Origin of the sequence: Streptococcus sp. GS001 (assembly GCF_021595565.1) — a bacterium.
In the GTDB taxonomy this organism is placed as follows: Bacteria; Bacillota; Bacilli; order Lactobacillales; family Streptococcaceae; genus Streptococcus; species Streptococcus xiaochunlingii.
In genome coordinates, this window is sequence record NZ_JACSYJ010000002.1 from 555275 (window position 1) to 572758 (window position 17484).

Annotated in this window: 16 protein-coding genes and 1 other annotated feature; of the genes, 3 read left to right on the forward strand and 13 right to left on the reverse strand. The window is 40.9% G+C overall.

Annotation, left to right across the window (positions count from 1 at the left end; translation table 11 throughout):
* Position 1 precedes the first annotated feature (1 nt).
* The 3 genes from efeO to nox all read right to left on the reverse strand — a co-directional run bounded on the left by efeO (position 2) and on the right by nox (position 3991).
* A complete protein-coding gene (gene efeO, locus H8S88_RS06290; protein WP_048691249.1) occupies positions 2-871 on the reverse strand; it encodes an iron uptake system protein EfeO in 870 nt (289 codons plus the stop codon).
* A gap of 93 nt (positions 872-964) precedes the next feature.
* A complete protein-coding gene (locus tag H8S88_RS06295; RefSeq protein ID WP_236128168.1) occupies positions 965-2506 on the reverse strand; it encodes a ClC family H(+)/Cl(-) exchange transporter in 1542 nt (513 codons plus the stop codon).
* Positions 2507-2614: 108 nt separating this feature from the next.
* The gene (gene nox, locus H8S88_RS06300; protein ID WP_125329400.1) at positions 2615-3991 is read right to left on the reverse strand and encodes a H2O-forming NADH oxidase; all 1377 of its coding nucleotides are present in this window, start codon (positions 3989-3991) and stop codon (positions 2615-2617) included.
* Between the two features lie 245 nt (positions 3992-4236).
* Here nox and H8S88_RS06305 point away from each other — a divergent pair, with 245 nt between their 5' ends.
* From H8S88_RS06305 to H8S88_RS06315, 3 genes are read left to right on the forward strand one after another with little or no spacing between them, the layout of a single operon-like run.
* Entirely contained in the window at positions 4237-5130 is an 894-nt protein-coding gene (locus tag H8S88_RS06305; RefSeq protein ID WP_236128210.1) for an FAD:protein FMN transferase, read from the forward strand.
* Positions 5131-5154: 24 nt separating this feature from the next.
* Positions 5155-5760 carry an NADPH-dependent FMN reductase gene (locus H8S88_RS06310; protein ID WP_006596326.1) on the forward strand — a complete coding sequence of 202 codons (606 nt, stop codon included), beginning with the start codon at positions 5155-5157 and terminating at the stop codon, positions 5758-5760.
* A gap of 18 nt (positions 5761-5778) precedes the next feature.
* On the forward strand, positions 5779-7014 hold the full coding sequence (locus H8S88_RS06315) for an NAD(P)H-dependent oxidoreductase (protein ID WP_236128169.1): 1236 nt from the start codon (positions 5779-5781) through the stop codon (positions 7012-7014).
* A gap of 183 nt (positions 7015-7197) precedes the next feature.
* On the opposite strand, the gene H8S88_RS06320 is transcribed toward H8S88_RS06315, so the two are convergent.
* The 10 genes from H8S88_RS06320 to H8S88_RS06365 all read right to left on the reverse strand — a co-directional run bounded on the left by H8S88_RS06320 (position 7198) and on the right by H8S88_RS06365 (position 17301).
* Positions 7198-7770: a TlpA family protein disulfide reductase gene (locus H8S88_RS06320; RefSeq protein WP_236128170.1), complete on the reverse strand. Its 573-nt coding sequence runs from the start codon at positions 7768-7770 to the stop codon at positions 7198-7200.
* Positions 7771-7792: 22 nt separating this feature from the next.
* Entirely contained in the window at positions 7793-8500 is a 708-nt protein-coding gene (gene ccdA2, locus H8S88_RS06325) for a thiol-disulfide oxidoreductase-associated membrane protein CcdA2 (RefSeq protein ID WP_023023299.1), read from the reverse strand.
* A gap of 159 nt (positions 8501-8659) precedes the next feature.
* Positions 8660-9973: a branched-chain amino acid transport system II carrier protein gene (gene brnQ, locus H8S88_RS06330; RefSeq protein WP_236128171.1), complete on the reverse strand. Its 1314-nt coding sequence runs from the start codon at positions 9971-9973 to the stop codon at positions 8660-8662.
* 194 nt (positions 9974-10167) lie between these two features.
* Entirely contained in the window at positions 10168-10722 is a 555-nt protein-coding gene (locus tag H8S88_RS06335) for a GNAT family N-acetyltransferase (RefSeq protein WP_048716068.1), read from the reverse strand.
* Positions 10723-10842: 120 nt separating this feature from the next.
* Positions 10843-12624 (reverse strand): ABC transporter ATP-binding protein, encoded by a 1782-nt coding sequence (locus tag H8S88_RS06340; protein WP_236128172.1) that lies wholly within the window; start codon positions 12622-12624, stop codon positions 10843-10845.
* A 13-nt stretch (positions 12625-12637) separates the two neighbouring features.
* On the reverse strand, positions 12638-14374 hold the full coding sequence (locus H8S88_RS06345) for an ABC transporter ATP-binding protein (RefSeq protein ID WP_125336247.1): 1737 nt from the start codon (positions 14372-14374) through the stop codon (positions 12638-12640).
* Positions 14375-14559: 185 nt separating this feature from the next.
* Positions 14560-15012 (reverse strand): hypothetical protein, encoded by a 453-nt coding sequence (locus H8S88_RS06350; protein WP_048691271.1) that lies wholly within the window; start codon positions 15010-15012, stop codon positions 14560-14562.
* A 311-nt stretch (positions 15013-15323) separates the two neighbouring features.
* A complete protein-coding gene (gene rplL / locus H8S88_RS06355; protein ID WP_001196965.1) occupies positions 15324-15692 on the reverse strand; it encodes a 50S ribosomal protein L7/L12 in 369 nt (122 codons plus the stop codon).
* A gap of 76 nt (positions 15693-15768) precedes the next feature.
* Entirely contained in the window at positions 15769-16269 is a 501-nt protein-coding gene (rplJ, locus tag H8S88_RS06360; RefSeq protein ID WP_219074328.1) for a 50S ribosomal protein L10, read from the reverse strand.
* Between the two features lie 38 nt (positions 16270-16307).
* Positions 16308-16442, reverse strand: a sequence feature (ribosomal protein L10 leader region).
* 61 nt (positions 16443-16503) lie between these two features.
* On the reverse strand, positions 16504-17301 hold the full coding sequence (locus H8S88_RS06365; RefSeq protein WP_048691275.1) for a formate/nitrite transporter family protein: 798 nt from the start codon (positions 17299-17301) through the stop codon (positions 16504-16506).
* Between the last annotated feature and the right edge of the window lie 183 nt (positions 17302-17484).

The following is a 17484-nucleotide window of genomic DNA, read 5'->3' on the forward strand; positions in this document are numbered from 1 at the left end:
GTTATTTACCGTTTAAAATGATTCCCATTTGAGAGAGTGGTTCTCCCAATTTTGTAACTGCTTCTGCTAGTTCTTTGGTATCTTCTTCTGTTAGGTCTGTATATGATTTATAGTTGGAATCATCTGTCATATGTTTGTCTAACAAGTCATTCACCGCCTTGAATTCTGTTTCAAGGGTTTTCACTAGTTTGGCATCCTTCTTCTCAATGAGAGGTTTGAAGAGAGCAAAGATCTTCTCAGCCCCTTCGATATTGGCACGGAAGTCATAGAGATCTGTATGAGAGAAAATTTCTTCTTCCCCAGTGATCTTTTGTGTCGCCACTTCATTCAAGAGGTCAACCGCACCTGTCAACATCAAATCTGGCGTTACTTCTACTGTCGCAATCTTAGCTTTCAACTCTTTGATATCATTTACCAATTGCTCTGCATATTTTTCAGTGCCTTCGGTTGTATTTTGTTCCCAGAGGATGCGTTCGATACGGTGGAAGCCTGACCATCCTTCTTCTGATTTATTTTCATCGACATAGTCAACCAAACGGAAGTCAATCTTCACATCAGACTCCCCAAAGCTTTCAGCGATTGGTTCAGAGCGTTCATAAGACATCCGAATCAAAGGATAAACCTTCTTAGCTTCTTCTAAATCACCACTTTTGAGGACTCTTTGAAATTCCTCTGTATCTTTTAACAACTGATCAATTTGTCCTTGCACAAACTCCTTGTATTCACTTGTCGCCTGGTCCAAGGCTTTTTGGTCCTCTTTAGACAATTTCACTGTCGAAGAGGAACTATTTGTAGTTGTATTTTTTGAAGATGTATTGGCACAGCCTGCTAATAAAGCGACTGATAAGAGTGCTACTGCAAGTTTTTTCATGAGAATTTCTCCTGGATTCGTTTTTTACGTGGTCTATTATAGCAAAGATTTTCTCATTTTTCAACAATTGTCAGAAAACTTTAATAAAATGAATTAAAGGAGTAATTCTTTCACCCGGCCGATATCTGTCTCTTTTACCACGAGGTAGATGCTATCTCCTAGATAGAGGCGGGTACTACCATGCACCGTACTGTTTTTTCCATTATGCTGATGAGTTGTGATTAGGAGGTCTCTCGGTAGATCTAAATCTCGAACCTGACGGCCTGCTATTTTCTCTGATACTGGAATTTCGATCAGGGTTAAGACATCTGAACCGCTGGTCACCTCAGGCATCAATTGCTCCAGCATAGCCTCGTAGACAGGGGCCCCTTTTAGCAGATCCATAGTAATGTAAGCTGTCAAAGTCACCAAGCCAATCGGCATCAAGGTTCGTATATCTCCTACCATTTCAGTCACTAGAATCATGGCTGTCAAGGGCGCTTTTGAAATGGCACTGAAATAACCACTCATTCCTAAAATGACAAACAAGGGAAGTTGATTAGAATGTATGAGACCAAACTTTAATAAAACAGCCGCAACCAAGGCTCCTAAAACAGATCCAAGAGCTAGAATCGGAAGAAAGATGCCACCAGGAAGACCACTACCGTAACTAATCATGCTCCAAATAAATCGTATCGCAAAATAGAAGATCAGCATCTGGATACTAAGAGGGTCATGCGCTAAGTTCAAAACCAACTGATTTCCACCACCTAATAAGTGAGGGAAATAATAACCGATCGGTAGGATCAAAAGAAAGGCAAAGAGTGGATAGTAAGGAGCAGTCACCTTGAAACAGCTACCAAGCTTTTGGTATAGCCGACCAATATTTAAAACAGCAACTTCATAGAAATAACCAGTTAGGCCCAGAAAAATTCCCATGACTAAGAAAATCCAATAGCTGGATAAATCGATATGGGGAATATGATCTGGCATATTTAATACAGGTGTTTGACCGAAAATATTGAGGGAGACAAAGTTTGCGACCAAACTCGCAGCCAAGGTCGATACCCAGAAGACACGAGAAAAATGATGGTAGACTTCTTCTACTACAAAGAGTAGACCAGCGATCGGAGCGTTAAAGGCTGCTGCCAAACCTGCTGCGGCACCGCTGGCAATCAAGGCTCTTTCTTCTACAGGACTAAGTGCAAGTTTCTTAGCCAGCCCCTTTCCTCCCATGGCGCCAAGTTGGATACTGGGTCCTTCACGCCCCAACATCAGACCACTAGCAATTGCTAAAATCCCTAAAATGTACTTCTGCCAAAGCGTAGCCCACCAGTCTATCTGTAGCAGTCCTTTTAATTCTGCTTCTACTTGAGGAATACCAGATCCTTTAACGTTTTTGTTCTTTTTGATGAGCTGGCTAGCTAGCAAAATAATAAAAAGATACATAGAGAGGATAATGATCCAATTGATCGGACTTCTTCCAAGATCCTTATACAATCCCTGTACAATATGAAAGAGATGCTCAATAAAAAATCGAAAACTCGAGACAATCGCGCCGACTACAAGCCCTACTAAAACACCTCTGCTAACCTGAGACAAAATAGATCTCGAGGTCGATTGAAATTCTCTTTGGATTTGCTGACTTTGTTTCATAAATTCTCTTCAACTCCCAGATTTCTTGCTTTTATTATACTATTTTTCACAGCTCTTGAGTAAGACAACAGCAAAAAAACGCCCAAATGAGCGTTTCTATAGAATGCATTATTTAGCAGTAAGTGCTGCCATAGTAATGTAGTTGTATGGTTTGTTGAAGTGTGGCAAGAAGAATAGATCTGTCAATGCCAATTTTTCAATTGTAACATGCTCTTGGATTGCCAATGAGAACATGTGGATACCCATTGAGATTGCAGCATCACGTGATACCATTTGAGCACCAAGGATTTCGCGGCTATCTTGATCATAAACAATCTTGATGGCAACTTCATGGTTGTCATGTTTGATAAATTCTGGTTTTTGAAGGTCGTTGAAGCCAGTTTCAACAGCGTTGTAGCCTGCTGCTTTTGCTTTTTCAAGAGTCAAACCAGTTGAAACCATGTGAAGACCATAGATAGAGATACCGTTAGATCCTTGCACACCGATTCCTTCAAGCTCATGTCCACAAGCATTGTAAGCACCTACAATACCAGTACGAACAGCGTTTGATGCAAGGGCAATGTAGCTAGTGTCTTTACGAGCGTTGTCATAAACAGTCGCACAGTCACCAACAGCGTATACACCTGGGATTGAAGTTTCTTGTTTCTTGTCTACAAGGAAAGCACCGTTACGGAAGAGTTCGATCTTACCATCAGCAAGAGCTGTGTTTGGACGGAAACCAACAGCAAGAATAACCATATCAACGTCGAATGTTTCTTTGTCAGTTACCAAGCGTTCTACTTTACCGTCACCTTGGATAGCTTTAACAGTTTGACCAAGTGCCAAACGGATGTTGTGGTCTTCCAAGTTTTTAGCCATCATTTGTGTGAAGTCTTTGTCATAGTATCCGTTCAATACTGTGTCAACGATATCAACAAGGACAACTTCTTTTCCAAGACGTTCGAATGCTTCAGCAAGCTCAACACCGATGTAACCACCACCTACAACAGCGATGCGCTCAAGGTGTTTGCTCTTGTCTTCAAGTTTCTTAATAACTTCTTCAGCATTTTGGTACAATTTAACGAATTGTACATTTTCAAGAGTCGCTTTGAACTCACGGTTCCCTTTGACAATTTCAACACCTTCAATTGGTGGCAAGATTGGAGTTGAACCAGTTGCGAAGATCAATTTTTCATATGATTCTTTGTGTTCTTTACCATCTACTTCTGCAGTTACAACTTTGTTGTCGTAGTCGATTGAAAGAACTGGTGAGTTCATGTAAACTTTAGCGCCTTTAGCTTCTAATTTTTCTTTATCTGAATAGAACAAGCCTTCAGGTCCGTCAATTTGTTCACCAATCCAAAGAGCCATTCCGCATCCAAGGAATGAAATATTTGAGTTTTGGTCAAACACAACGATTTCATTTTCGTTTCCAAAATTATCCAACATTGTGTTGATACATGCAGTTCCAGCGTGGTTAGCACCCACAACTACGATTTTACTCATAGAAAAAATCCTACCTTTAATTTTATTTACCATACAATTATAACATGAAAATGATATCGTTTCCAATTTTTTTGCTTACAATTTGTGATTTTATTTTCAAATCAATTTGCATAAGTCCTGAAAAATGTCAATAAATTTGCTTGGGGGGATTGTGAAATGGCTTTCTTTTTGATAAACTTGAAGTAGGTGAATATTGGAAAGGTGGTTTACTATTTGTGGAACTAACTAGTCGATCCGAACGCCTAATGGGCTCCACCATAACCGTTTCGATTTCTCATCAACAAGCTGACCAAATACTGGTCGATTGTTTTAGTCTCCTGCGATCCTATGAGCATCGCTTTAGTGCTAATGACCCTTCTTCTGAATTGATGGAGGTCAATCAAAAGGCTGGCATTGAACCCGTAAAGGTTCATCCAGATCTTTTTTCACTGATTGCTCTAGGAACTAGCCATAGTCAGGCGCAAGGAAGTCATTTAAACATTGCGATTGGTCCACTTGTCCAAACTTGGAGAATTGGTTTTTCAGATGCTAGGAAGCCTGATCAAGTAGAAATTGAACAAGCCCTAACAGTCATTGACCCTCATCAGATTTGCTTGGATCCGGATCAACAAACTGTTTTTCTCAAAAGAAAAGGGATGAAAATTGATCTAGGTGCTTTAGCTAAGGGATTTAGTGCGGATTTACTAGCTAATTATTTCAGGAGTCAGGGGATTGAGCAGGCTTTAATTGATTTAGGGGGCAATATCCTTACCCTTGGTCATAATCCTGTCAGTCATCGCCCTTGGCGAATCGGGATTCAAAATCCTCAGCTTCCAAGAGGGGAACATTTACTCGTTCTATCTGTAACTGATAAGTCCGTCGTTACATCAGGGACCTATGTTCGTCACCTCGAGGTTGACGGCCAGACCTTCCATCATATTTTTGATCCTCAAACTGGCTATCCTGTCGAAACGGAACTGGCAAGTCTCACGATTATTTCTGATCGATCAGTCGATGGGGAGATTTGGACCACGCGCTTGTTCGGTGAAGAACCGACCAACATTTTAAATATTGTTGAAACCTTACCTGCCATAGATGCTATTCTCGTCTATCAGTCAGGTCGCCTCGCCTATACCAGTGGGCTACATGATTATTTGTAATTTTAATTTCAGAAAGGAATTTCCATGACAAAACTTATTGCGATCGTTGGAACAAACTCCAAACGTTCAACAAACCGCCAACTACTTCAATACATGCAAAAGCATTTTGCTGATAAGGCTGAAATTGAATTGGTTGAGATCAAAGATATCCCTGTCTTCAACAAGCCAGCCAACAAACAAGTCCCTGAAGCTATCTTAGAGATTGCTGCGAAAATCGAGGAAGCTGATGGTGTCATCATTGGCACACCAGAATACGATCATTCCATCCCAGCTGTCTTGATGAGCGCCCTTGCTTGGCTATCTTATGGGATTTACCCACTCTTAAGCAAACCAGTGATGATTACAGGTGCTTCTTATGGTACGCTTGGTTCATCTCGCGCTCAATTGCAGCTTCGTCAAATCTTGAACTCACCAGAAATCAAGGCAACTGTCCTTCCAGACGAATTCTTGCTTTCTCACTCTCTTCAAGCATTTGATCAAAATGGTGACTTGGTAGATCTTGACGTCATCAAGAAACTCGACGCCATCTTTGATGATTTCCGTATCTTTGTTAAAGTTACTGAAAAACTGCGCAACGCTCAAGAATTGCTTCGCAAAGATGCCGAAGACTTCGACTGGGAAAACTTGTAAGATAGGAGACATACTAGCATGAAATTTGTAGGACTTGTAGGATCAAACTACGACCAATCATATAACCGCAAACTTTTGGAATTCATCCGTCGTCACTTCAAGATCAAATTTGAATTAGAAGTTCTTGAAATCGACGAAGTTCCAATGTTCAACCAAGATGAAAAATGGGACGAAAGCTTCCAATTGCGTCTCCTTAACAATAAAATTACCCGTGCTGATGGTGTGATTATCGCAACACCTGAACACAACCACACCATTTCAGCAGGATTAAAATCTGTTTTAGAATGGCTTTCCTATGAAGTGCATCCTTTCGAAAGCAAACCGGTCATGATCGTGGGTGCTTCTTACTATGACCAAGGGACTTCTCGTGCCCAAGTCCACCTTCGTAAGATTCTGGATGCTCCAGGTGTCAATGCCTATACCCTTCCAGGAAATGAATTTCTTCTCGGAAAAGCGAAAGAAGCTTTTGACGCAGATGGCAACATCATCAACGAAGGGACTGTAAAATTCCTTGAAACTTGTTTAGATAACTTTGTGAAATACGTAGGAGTCGTTTCTAAATTGAAAAAACCAAAACCAATTGAACCAGAAGATTTGGATTGCGGAAAACCAATCGCTACTACTGTTACCGAGGTTGATCCAGATGATCCAGATTGGGTAGAAAAAGTTGCAGAAATTACAGGGGCTGTATCTGGTGATACTTATGTCAAATTGGACCACGGTATCCTGACTGTTAATCAAATTGATATGTTCTTGAAAGCTATGCCTTTCGAATTGACATACGCTGATGATAACAACCAGTTCCTCTACTACAACAATGCCCACCAAGATCCAGATACCATGTTTGCAAAACGCGTGCCACCTCAATCAGGTAGCCGGATGTCAACCGTTCACGGTTCCCTTCCACCAGCACGTATGAAAAACGTTGAATGGGTCATCGGTACTCTTCGCAACGGAAACCAGGAATATGTTCGTACCATTGTCCCAGGATCCCCTGAAGGCGTAATCAATACTCATAACTACCAAGCAATGTACTATCCAGATGGCTCATATGCTGGTATCAACGAAATCGTCTTTAACTTCCAGCCATGGTTGGACTGGTATCTTCAAACAACAGGTCAACGCCTTGTAGGCGGTAGCGGACCATTCGCTCCTGCTGGTGGCCATGGGGATGCAGACGCAACTTCAGGTGCTTCCGATGCTGGAGGACACGGTGACGGAGCTGCCGATGCTACATCTGGTGCAAGCAACTAATAAAAAGAGAGTGGGACAGAAATCGGTAATTCGTTAGAATTCGATTTCGTCGTCCCACCTCCGCACAGTTGAGTAGGGCTGTAAAAGCTGATGAAATCAGCGTAGTAGAGCCCACTCAACCACTGCGTCTTGCTCGACACTCCAAAAACAATTGAGAGGCTAGGACTTTTGTCCCAGCCTCTTTTATTTCAATTCTTTGATAATCTTCTTGGCATCTTCGTTTGAAATTGCCCCTAATTGAACATGTCCAATCTTTCCTTGGCTATCGATAAAGACTTCAGTAGGGATCGAACGAACTTGGTAATTCATAAAGGCAGATCCATCTGGATTGTACAAAACAGGAACCGATTGATAGTCTTGTTGGGCAAACCATTTAACGAACTCTTCTTCTGTTTTTTCACCTTGCATTCCCGGTGCCATAACGGTAAGAATCTCAAAGTCCCGGTCCTTTTCTTCAACTAATTTATTGAGTTCAGGCATGCTTTGGCGACAAGGACCACACCAAGTTGCCCAGAATTTCAAGTAAACCTTTTTGCCTCTATAGTCTGAAAGTTTGACCGTATTCCCCTTCATATCCTTTAGTTCGAAGTCACTAGCTTCTTTTCCTACTAAAGGATGTTTACTTGTGCTAGTGTTGGTCATGGACTGGTTATCCATAGATTGATTATTCATGCCACTTTCGGACTGATTCATAGAGCAAGCACTCAGGATAGACAGAGAAAGAAGAGAAAAACAGGCGTATTTAATAACTTTCATAATGAGTAAACCTCCATTTGATTTATGAAAAGATAGCAGATAAGCTATTCAATTGTCCCAAGAGTAACAAAATCCCCATAATGATGATGATCAAGCCACCAATTTTCTTCAGTAACAAGAGATGGGGTTTTAGACGATTAAAGTATGGGAGAACAATCCCAGACGCTAGGGCCAAAAGTAAAAACGGAATGGCCATCCCTAATGTATAGATAAAGAGATAGAGAGCACCCATGAGGGCATCTTGACCATTGGATGCTGCTAAGGCAAGTACAGATCCAAGAACCGGACCGATACATGGCGTCCAGCCAAAGCTAAAACCAAGCCCAAGCAGAAAAGCTGAAAGTAATTCATTCTTGTGCTTGTTCGCCCCGAAATCCATTGTCTTTTGCTTTTCTAAGAAGTTAAAGTGAAAGACTTCCATCTGATGAAGACCAAGGATAATGATCAGCGCTCCCATCAAGTATCGGAACCAGTTGGTGTACATAATTTGACCAAGTAGACCTGCCCCGAAACCAATAATGAGAAAAATAACAGAAATCCCTGCGATGAAACACAAGGTCTTTACAAGACCATGCCAGCGAATCTTCTTCCCAAAAATCTGAATGGATTTTTCCTGATCACTTCCTAGCAAGACCCCGATGTATACCGGAAGCAAAGGAAAGACACAGGGAGAGAAAAAGGAAAGAATCCCTGCCAGAAAGACAGTAAAGGAGAAAACGATTTGATTCATAAAACACTCCGTATATTGATATGCTACAACTAGTATAACATTCCAGCTCCTAAATTAAAAATTTCTGCTACGCTTTGATTTCTAAAGGATCATTTAGAAACTAGTTTCAAAGCCAAACAAAAACTCCAAAGTATTTCACTCTGGAGTTCAATTGACGACTTATTCTTCTTCTGCACTTTGTTTATTTGGCAAGAAAAGAGAGAGGACAATACCAACTACTGCTGGGAGTAACCATGGAAGGGACTGGGCGGCAAATGGTAAAGTTTTAATGACGTTTGCCAGACCTGTAAGTTTGAAGGTGCTTGCAAGAACATCTGCAATCGCCACCAAGCTAACTAAGAAAATAGTTAGTTGCATTCCTGGTTTTGATAGTTGAGTAAATTTGTTTACAATCACAATCAACACAATAGTAATGGTGATTGGATAGAGGATCATCAAGACAGGTAATGAATAGGCAATAATGGCGCTCAAGCCAAGATTGGCAATCGCAAAACCAATCAAAGTGAAGATTGTCGCATAGACCTTGTAAGAGATTTTAGGGAAGGTATTATGGAAGAATTCCCCTGTTGACACAATCAAACCGGCTGTTGTAGTGAAGCAAGTCACCGTTACCATACCTGCAAGGAAGATTTGAGCAGCTGGGCCAAAGATAGCCTTGGTCGCTTCTGAAAGGACATAGACCCCTTTATTGGCATCAGATGCCATTACTTTTGCTGGAATTGGGAAATGATTTCCAAGGTAACCCAAGCCAATGTATAAAATACTAAAGCCAATTGCTACGACAATCCCAACGATCCAGATGGTTTTAATGTATTCCTTCTTGCTGGTGAAACCAAGTTGATTGAGGGTGGTTACCGCAATCACACTAAAGGCCACTGAAGCGAGGGCATCCAAGGTATTATACCCTTCAAGGAAACCTTGACCAAAGGCAGATGCTTGGTAGGCTTCTGTTGCCACTTGTGGCGCGTGTCCGCTGTACTTGAGAGCACCAAGAACAACGAGGACAACGATCAAGATAGCAAAGACAGGTGTCAAAATCCGACCAATGCTATCTAGGATCTTAGATGGATAAAGGGCAATCAAATAAGCTAAACAGAAATAGACCAAGGTGAAAATGAAGAGTCTGCTACCTGATTGTCCTAACAAGGGCGCAATCCCAACTTCGTAGGAAACGGTAGCCGTTCTCGGAATGGCAAAGAAAGGACCAATAGACAAATACAAAGCTACCAGATAAACGATAGCAAACCAAGGGGCGATTTTACGTGAAATCTCATGAATATAGCCTTTAGGATTGAGCGTCCCAATGATCAAGGTAATAATCGCAATTCCTACTCCTGATAAGACAAATCCAGCAATAGCTGGCCAAAAATGGCTACCCGATTGGGCACCTAGTGCAGGCGGAAAGATTAAGTTCCCTGCACCGAAGAAAATACCAAATAACAGTAAACCTGTTAAGGAACCTTTTCGTAACATGTGTACTCCTTTACATTTTTCAATCTTATCTAGTATAACAGCTTTCTTCCACCACGGCAATTCTTTTTACTGGAATAATTGCATTTAAAAATAACTTAAGACAAAGAAAACTCTACTGTAGATTCTTATATACTTCTTCATCCATTAATTAAAAAGTGCTTCTCTGCTATCTAACAGAGGAGCACTTTTTGTTTCTAATCTTCACTAAAGCGTCGGTATTGGATGCGAAAATCAAAATAATTTTCTTCCTGAAGTTTACGGAAGATATCACGGTAGGCCTCCTCATCGAAGCCCTCTCCTCGGTAGAGAATCTCGAAACTAAGGTCTTCGTATTCAAGAAAAGCATTGGCTGTTTTAAAGCCATTTCGAATATAGAAATCCATCCGAGCTTGACGTTGCTCTAGATTATCACATTCTTCATCCAATCGCTCAACTTCTAACAACATGGTCCGTTGGTAAAATTCCACTAATTTTTCAATAATTTCTTGACCATAGCCGTGACTCCGCAAGTGAGGCATAATGGCAAAGAAACTGACGTAAAATGCCTTAGCATTTGAAATAGCAAAGGCAAATCCGACAAATTCTTCCTCATTGTAAAAAGCGAAAAAGTGAGCGTCATCATTATCCGTATAGCGTAAAAACTCCGATAAAGGAATCCGTTCCTCTTCTGGAAAAGCTTCAATGTTAAGCCTTTCGACCTTATCCAAATCTGGGAACGTTTCAGTGATTAATTGGCTGGTTAAGCGCATAAAGCCTCCATTTCTGCTACGATTATAGCAAATAAAACAACCACCTTCAAGAAATCCGACTTCTAACAAATTGAAGTGTTTTGCCTAACAAAAAAGAGCGACTGCTCTTTTTTGACGTTTTTATTGAGCTTCTACTTTCTTGGAGAATTGGCTCATGTACAAGTCGTAATAGAATCCTTTTGCAGCCAAGAGAGACTCATGATTCCCTTGTTCGATGATTTGCCCCTCTTTAAGGACTAAAATCTTATCCGCTTCTTGGATTGTAGACAAGCGGTGAGCAATGACAAAGCTAGTCCGTCCCTTCATCAAGTTCTTCATAGCCTTTTGAATCAAGAGTTCCAGACGCGTATCCACTGAGGATGTCGCTTCATCTAAAATCAAAATTTTAGGATCAGCTAGAAGGGCACGCGCAATAGTCAACAACTGCTTCTGTCCCAAAGAGATATTACTAGACTCTTGGTTCATCTCCATATTGTAGCCCCCCGGAAGCGTCCGGATAAAGTGGTCTACATTGGCAGCTTTGGCAGCAGCGACAATCTCTTCGTCTGTTGCATCCAAGTTCCCAAAGCGCAGGTTTTCTTTAATGGTCCCTTCATAAAGCCAAGCATCCTGAAGAACCATCCCAAACTGCTTGCGATAATCTTGGCGAGATAGGTCACGGATATCATGTCCATCTACCGTAATAGCCCCCTTGGTCACATCGTAGAAACGCATGAGCAGATTGATGAGCGTGGTTTTGCCTGCACCTGTAGGTCCGACAATGGCCACCATCTCACCTGGATTGACTTCAAGATTAAAGTCGCGGATCAATGGCTTATCTTCCACATATTGGAAGTCCACATGGTTAAAGCTAACCTGTCCAGTCAATTCCTTGTCCAGAGCTTCATTTTTACCAAGTACTTCATCTGGTTCATCAAGTACTTGGAAGACCCGATCCAGTGAAGATTTGGCACTTTGTAAGGTTCCAGCCAACTGGCTCAAATTTTGAATAGGCTGATTAATCTGCCAGACATACTGGACAAAAGCCTGCATGTTCCCAACTGTCAGACGACCGGCAAGAACTTGAATGGCTCCGATAACTGCGACCAAAAGATAGGTCAAATCAGAGATTGCATTCAGAATAGGCATCATCAGTCCAGAAATAAAATTCGCTTTAAATCCAACTTGCTGCAGACGACGGGTAATGTCACGGAAGTCTTCTTGCGATGATTCTTCTCGTACATAGAGTTTTAAGACGTTGAAACCACTTAAGTTTTCCTGAACAAAACCATTTAGAGCTCCAAGGACATCAGCCTGCTCCTTAAAGTAAGGCTGGGATTTCTTCATAATCAACTGGGCACCGAAGAAGGTGATCGGGATAGAAGCAATCACGATTAACCCCAAAGTAAGGTTGAGATAGAGTACCATAGCGATGACCAAGGTTAGTGTGAAAATGGCATTCACAATTTGAAGGAAGGACTGCTGCAAGGCATTAGAAACAGTTTCGACATCGCTGGTAAAGCGACCAAGAAGATCTCCGAATTGGTGCTGATCAAAGTAAGAAACAGGGATGCGATTGATTTTTTTAGATAGGTCGTTACGCATATCCTCGATCATGCTTTGGACGGCATTGGTCATGAAATAGTTGGAATAATAAGATCCAAGCTCATACAAAACTCCTCGGAAGAGATAGACAATCATGACCCAACCAACATAGCCAACATTAATCTCAGCTCCCGCTACTCCTCTAGCCATATCTGTTAGGTTAGCGGTCAATTCTGTGATAGCGAGTCCAAGAATATAGGGCTCAATGACACTCATAACCACACTCAGAATCTTTAGGAGTGTAGCGAAAATAACGGCAAAACGATAGGCTCTTAGATAGCCCCAAAGACGTACAAAACTGGAACGTTTTTCTTTCATTTTCTTCTCCCTCCTATTCTTCTGTTAATGATTGGTTATTCAACTGAGAGCGAGCAATCTCACTGTAGATTTCATTGGTTGTCAGGAGTTCCTCGTGGGTTCCACGACCGACGATTTCTCCATGATCCAAGACAATGATTTGATCCGCATCCATAATCGTTCCAACCCGTTGAGCTACGATTAAGACGGTTGCATCTCCTGTTACTTCCTTGAGACGTTTTCTCAGTGTAGCATCTGTCTTGTAGTCAAGAGCCGAGAAGGAATCATCAAAGATATAGATATCCGGCTCTTTAACAACTGCACGCGCAATGGATAGACGTTGTTTCTGTCCACCAGAAAGGTTGCTTCCCCCTTCTGCTAAATGAGTGTCAAACTGTTCTTCCTTGCTTTCGATAAATTCTTTAGCTTGGGCCACATCTGCTGCCTTGTCTAGCTCCTCAATGCTGGCATCTTCTTTTCCGTAACGAAGGTTTTCGGCAATAGTCCCCGTGAAGAGCAAGGCCTTCTGCGGGATAAAGCCAATCTTTTGGCGAAGGGCTTTGATATTGTAGTCTCGTACATCTACACCATCCACCAAGATTTTCCCTAAAGTAACATCATAGAAACGTGGAATGAGCTGGACCAGAGAGGACTTCCCAGAACCGGTCGATCCGATAAAGGCAATGGTCTCCCCCGGCTTAGCCTTAAAGGAAATATTATGAAGAACTGGACTCTCTGTCTCACCAGGATAGGCGAAGGTTACATTGTCAAACTCCAAATAACCCTTGGTTTCAGTCTCAGTAACTCCATTTTCATTTGGATCGATAGAAATCGGCATATCCATGATTTCCTTCAAACGATGACTAGAAACAGCTGTCCGTGGATACATGGTAAAGAGATTAGCTAGGAATAGGAAAGAAAGCAAGGCATGGAAACTGTATTCGATAAAGGCGACAAGATTCCCGATTTCTAAACTTCCATCCCCTAGAGGATCCAAGGCGAACCATACAATAGCTACAATCATGGCGATGATGATTTGGACAAAGAGCGGCTCCGTCAAGCCGGTCAATTTAAAGAGTCTATTGGAGTTGTCCGCATAGATTGCATTGGCTTGGCCAAATTTTTCCTCTTGGAATTCCTCACGCGCAAAAGCACGAATGACCCGAAGTCCCGTAAGGTTTTCGCGAGCATATTGATTGAGCTTATCCAGGGTTTCCTGCTGCTTCTCTGACAAAGGTTTGGTCTTGATAGCTACATACCAGACGACCACAGCCAAAAATGGCATCGAAATCGCCACAATCCAGGCAAGAGATGGACTCGTCTGTAAAATTAACAGAATACTGGACAGCATCATGATAGGAGTGATGACGCCAAGCTTCAACATCTGGTCAGAAAACTGCATCAAGACGAAGGCATCAGACGTCATCCGCGTTACCAAGGAAGAAACCCCAATCTTCTCATACTCATGGTGGGAATATTCCTGAAGCTTCTCATAAAGGTCATTGCGCATATCCATGACCATGGTTGTAGTAATCTTCCCAACCGCATAGGCTAGAACGATTCGCCCGAGAATCCCTACGATGATCACACCAAACATAACCCAGGCCCAAAAATAAACCCGCTCCATATCTCTCGGATTGATCCCCTCATCAATCATACGGGCTAGAACAGTTGGCAAACCGAGATTGACAATCACAAAAAAGATGGCTGCTGTAACATTCAAACACAACCATTTTGGATATTTTCTCAAATAGGACCAAATATATCCCATACCTTTCTCCTCCTTATACAATAAAAAAGCACCCTCAAGTACTTTTTAAGCTATTTTACAAAGCACGTTGGCTCCTTCAAGTCATCCCTATTATATCAGATCCCCCCTAGGCTAGCAAGGAAAAGAGCTGATGTAAAGCAAAGAATAAAAAAGAGGATAGCCTCCGCTATCCCCTCTATATACGATTATTTTTGACGTTTGAATTTTGCATCTTTGAAGAAAGCAAATGTTTCGCTATCGTTAGACTTAAATTTACTCAAGTCCAAAGTTAAAACATCCCCGTCAATCTTATACTTGACTTTATCATTACCACCTTCTTCTGACTCAAGAGTTTTGCTACCTTGATCAGCTTTTAGGTCAAATGATTTCTTTCTATTATTTCCTAGGGCATTCATTTCAACAGTCAATTTGGCTTTTTTATCTTTAATTTCGATCGTCATTGATAATGCAATTTGACCAGCGACTTTCTCAAGCTCCTCATCAGTAGCTCCTTGCTCTTTAAGGATGCTTTCTATTTTCTCCTTATCAGCTTTATAGACATATTTCCCATTATCGCTAGTTGTAGAACCACAAGCTACAAGGAAAATCGCACCAACTGCCAATAAAGCAGCAAAGACAAGACGTTTAAAATATTTCATCAGAAATCTCCTTTTTTGTTTATAGGAACTATTTTAGCAAAAAAATAGAAGTCTAACAACATAATAAATTAGTAAGAACTTGATAAGAATTGTAAATATGTTGATTGACAGAGATTAAATTTAAAGGAGTATGATTTCAAGAATAGACAATCATTCAAGACTCAAAGCTTTCTAATCTTGAAAAATTTAGATAAAATCCTACAGTAGACAAAGTACAGAATTAATCTGTAAAAAATAAAGACTTAAACTCAAAAATGTACACAAAAAAACCGAGATCTAAACCTCGGTTTTCATTTTGATTGGAAACTCTATTATTTAAGAGTAACTGAAGCTCCAGCTTCTTCCAATTTAGCTTTGATTTCTTCAGCTTCAGCTGTAGCAACACCTTCTTTAACAAGTGCAGGTGCTCCATCAACAAGTTCTTTAGCTTCTTTAAGACCAAGACCAGTGATTTCACGTACAACTTTGATAACGCCGACTTTCTTGTCGCCTGCAGATGTCAATTCAACGTCGAATGAATCTTTAGCAGCACCTGCGTCAGCAGCACCAGCTGCAGCAACAGCTACAGGAGCAGCTGCAGTTACACCAAATTCTTCTTCGATAGCTTTTACAAGGTCGTTCAATTCAAGGATTGAAGCTTCTTTAATTTCAGCAATAATGTTTTCAATGTTCAATGCCATTGTTATTTCCTCCAAATAAGTTTTTATATTTTATGTTTTTATTTTTTGTAGCTAGGCTACGCTGCGTAGCTTAAGATTAAGCTGCGTCTTCTTTGTTGTCTGCAACCGCTTTGACTGCAAGAGCAACGTTGCGCACTGGCGCTTGAAGTACAGAAAGGAGCATAGAAAGAAGTCCTTCGCGGTTTGGAAGAGTTGCAAGAGCAAGAATCTCTTCTTTAGATGCGACAGCGCCTTCGATTGCACCACCTTTGATTTCAAGTGCGTCAGCGTTTTTAGCAAAGTCGTTCAAGATTTTCGCTGGTGCGATAACATCTTCGTTAGAAAATGCTACTGCAGATGGTCCAACAAATACTGATGCCAATTCTTCAAGACCAGCTTTTTCAGCTGCACGACGTAAGATTGAGTTTTTGATCACTTTGTACTCAACTTCGCTTCCACGAAGCTCACGACGAAGAACTGTATCTTGTTCTACTGTCAAACCACGAGCGTCCACAACGACGATTGATGCAGCAGCTTTCATTTTCTCAGCTACTACGTCAACTAGTTCCGCTTTTTTAGCAATAATTGCTTCACTCATTAGTGTGTTCACCTCCGTAATTATTTTGCTTGGGGAATTTTTCCAAAAGAAAAACGCGCCCAAACCTAGACACGAAAGTACAATACGCTTCTTTTACATGATACGTTTTGTCCTCGGTAGGATCTTTATGAGTCGAGCTCCCCTACTGTCTTAGGCAGTTTTTTCAAACCGTTATTTAGTGTATCACATAAAAAAAAAGAATGCAAGTATTTTTGCAAACTTTTTTTAAAATAGTTAATCTTTATAGATAGTCTTGGTACGATTGAGCCATGCATAGGCCAAGCCCATGATCACTCCTCCACCTACCCAGTTACCTACAAAAGTGACTGCATAATGACGAAGCACATTGAAGAACTCTAAGTGAGGTAAATCTTTCGAAATCGAGTTAAAAGTAGCTAATGAGAAAGAAGCAAAGTTTGCCGCGATGTGTTCATTTGTAAGGAAAACAAACATATAAATAGCTGACAAAGCCATCAGAACTTTAGCTGTTTCATCTTTAAAGAAGAGGTAGGACAAGATGGCTATATTAACAAAGATGTTAGCAACAACCCCTTCAAAGAAAACCAATTGATTAGAACGTTGCAACTTCATCTCTACAACCGAACCAAGGAAGCCTTTTGGATTCAGATTTGCAAAAGCACTTGTCTGACTGAAGAGAAATGCAAGGAACAAGGCACCAATCAGATTAAAGAACGTACAATACAGCAAAATTTCTAAAGCTTTCTTCCAATTAATTTTCTTTAAATAAACACCAGCTGTCAGGTACATCATATTGGAAGTCGTTAACTCACTATTTAAGAAGAGTAAATAAACCAATCCCCAAGCAAAAATAAAAGGGAACAAGAAACGACCAGAACCAGGCAAGAAAGTATTGAGAAGATCTGCACCCACAATCCCAACTGCTGTACTCATGGTAAGAAATGCACCCGCAAACATAGAGCGAACAGCATACCGAGCCTTAGAAGCTGTATATAGTTCTTCCTTCTTTTGACATGCTGCCTCTACTTTAAGAACAAAATTTGATTCTCCCATCTGAATCTCCTTATATATTGAATTTGTGAACTTCTTCATTATATCATAGATAGAACCTTCTGAAAAGGTTTTCAGAAAAATAATATAAAAAATACTGTTTTCAATGAAAAATGATATAAAACGATTTAAAACGACTAAAAGAAAAAACAGACCTTAATGGCCTGTTTATCATTCAATTTAATT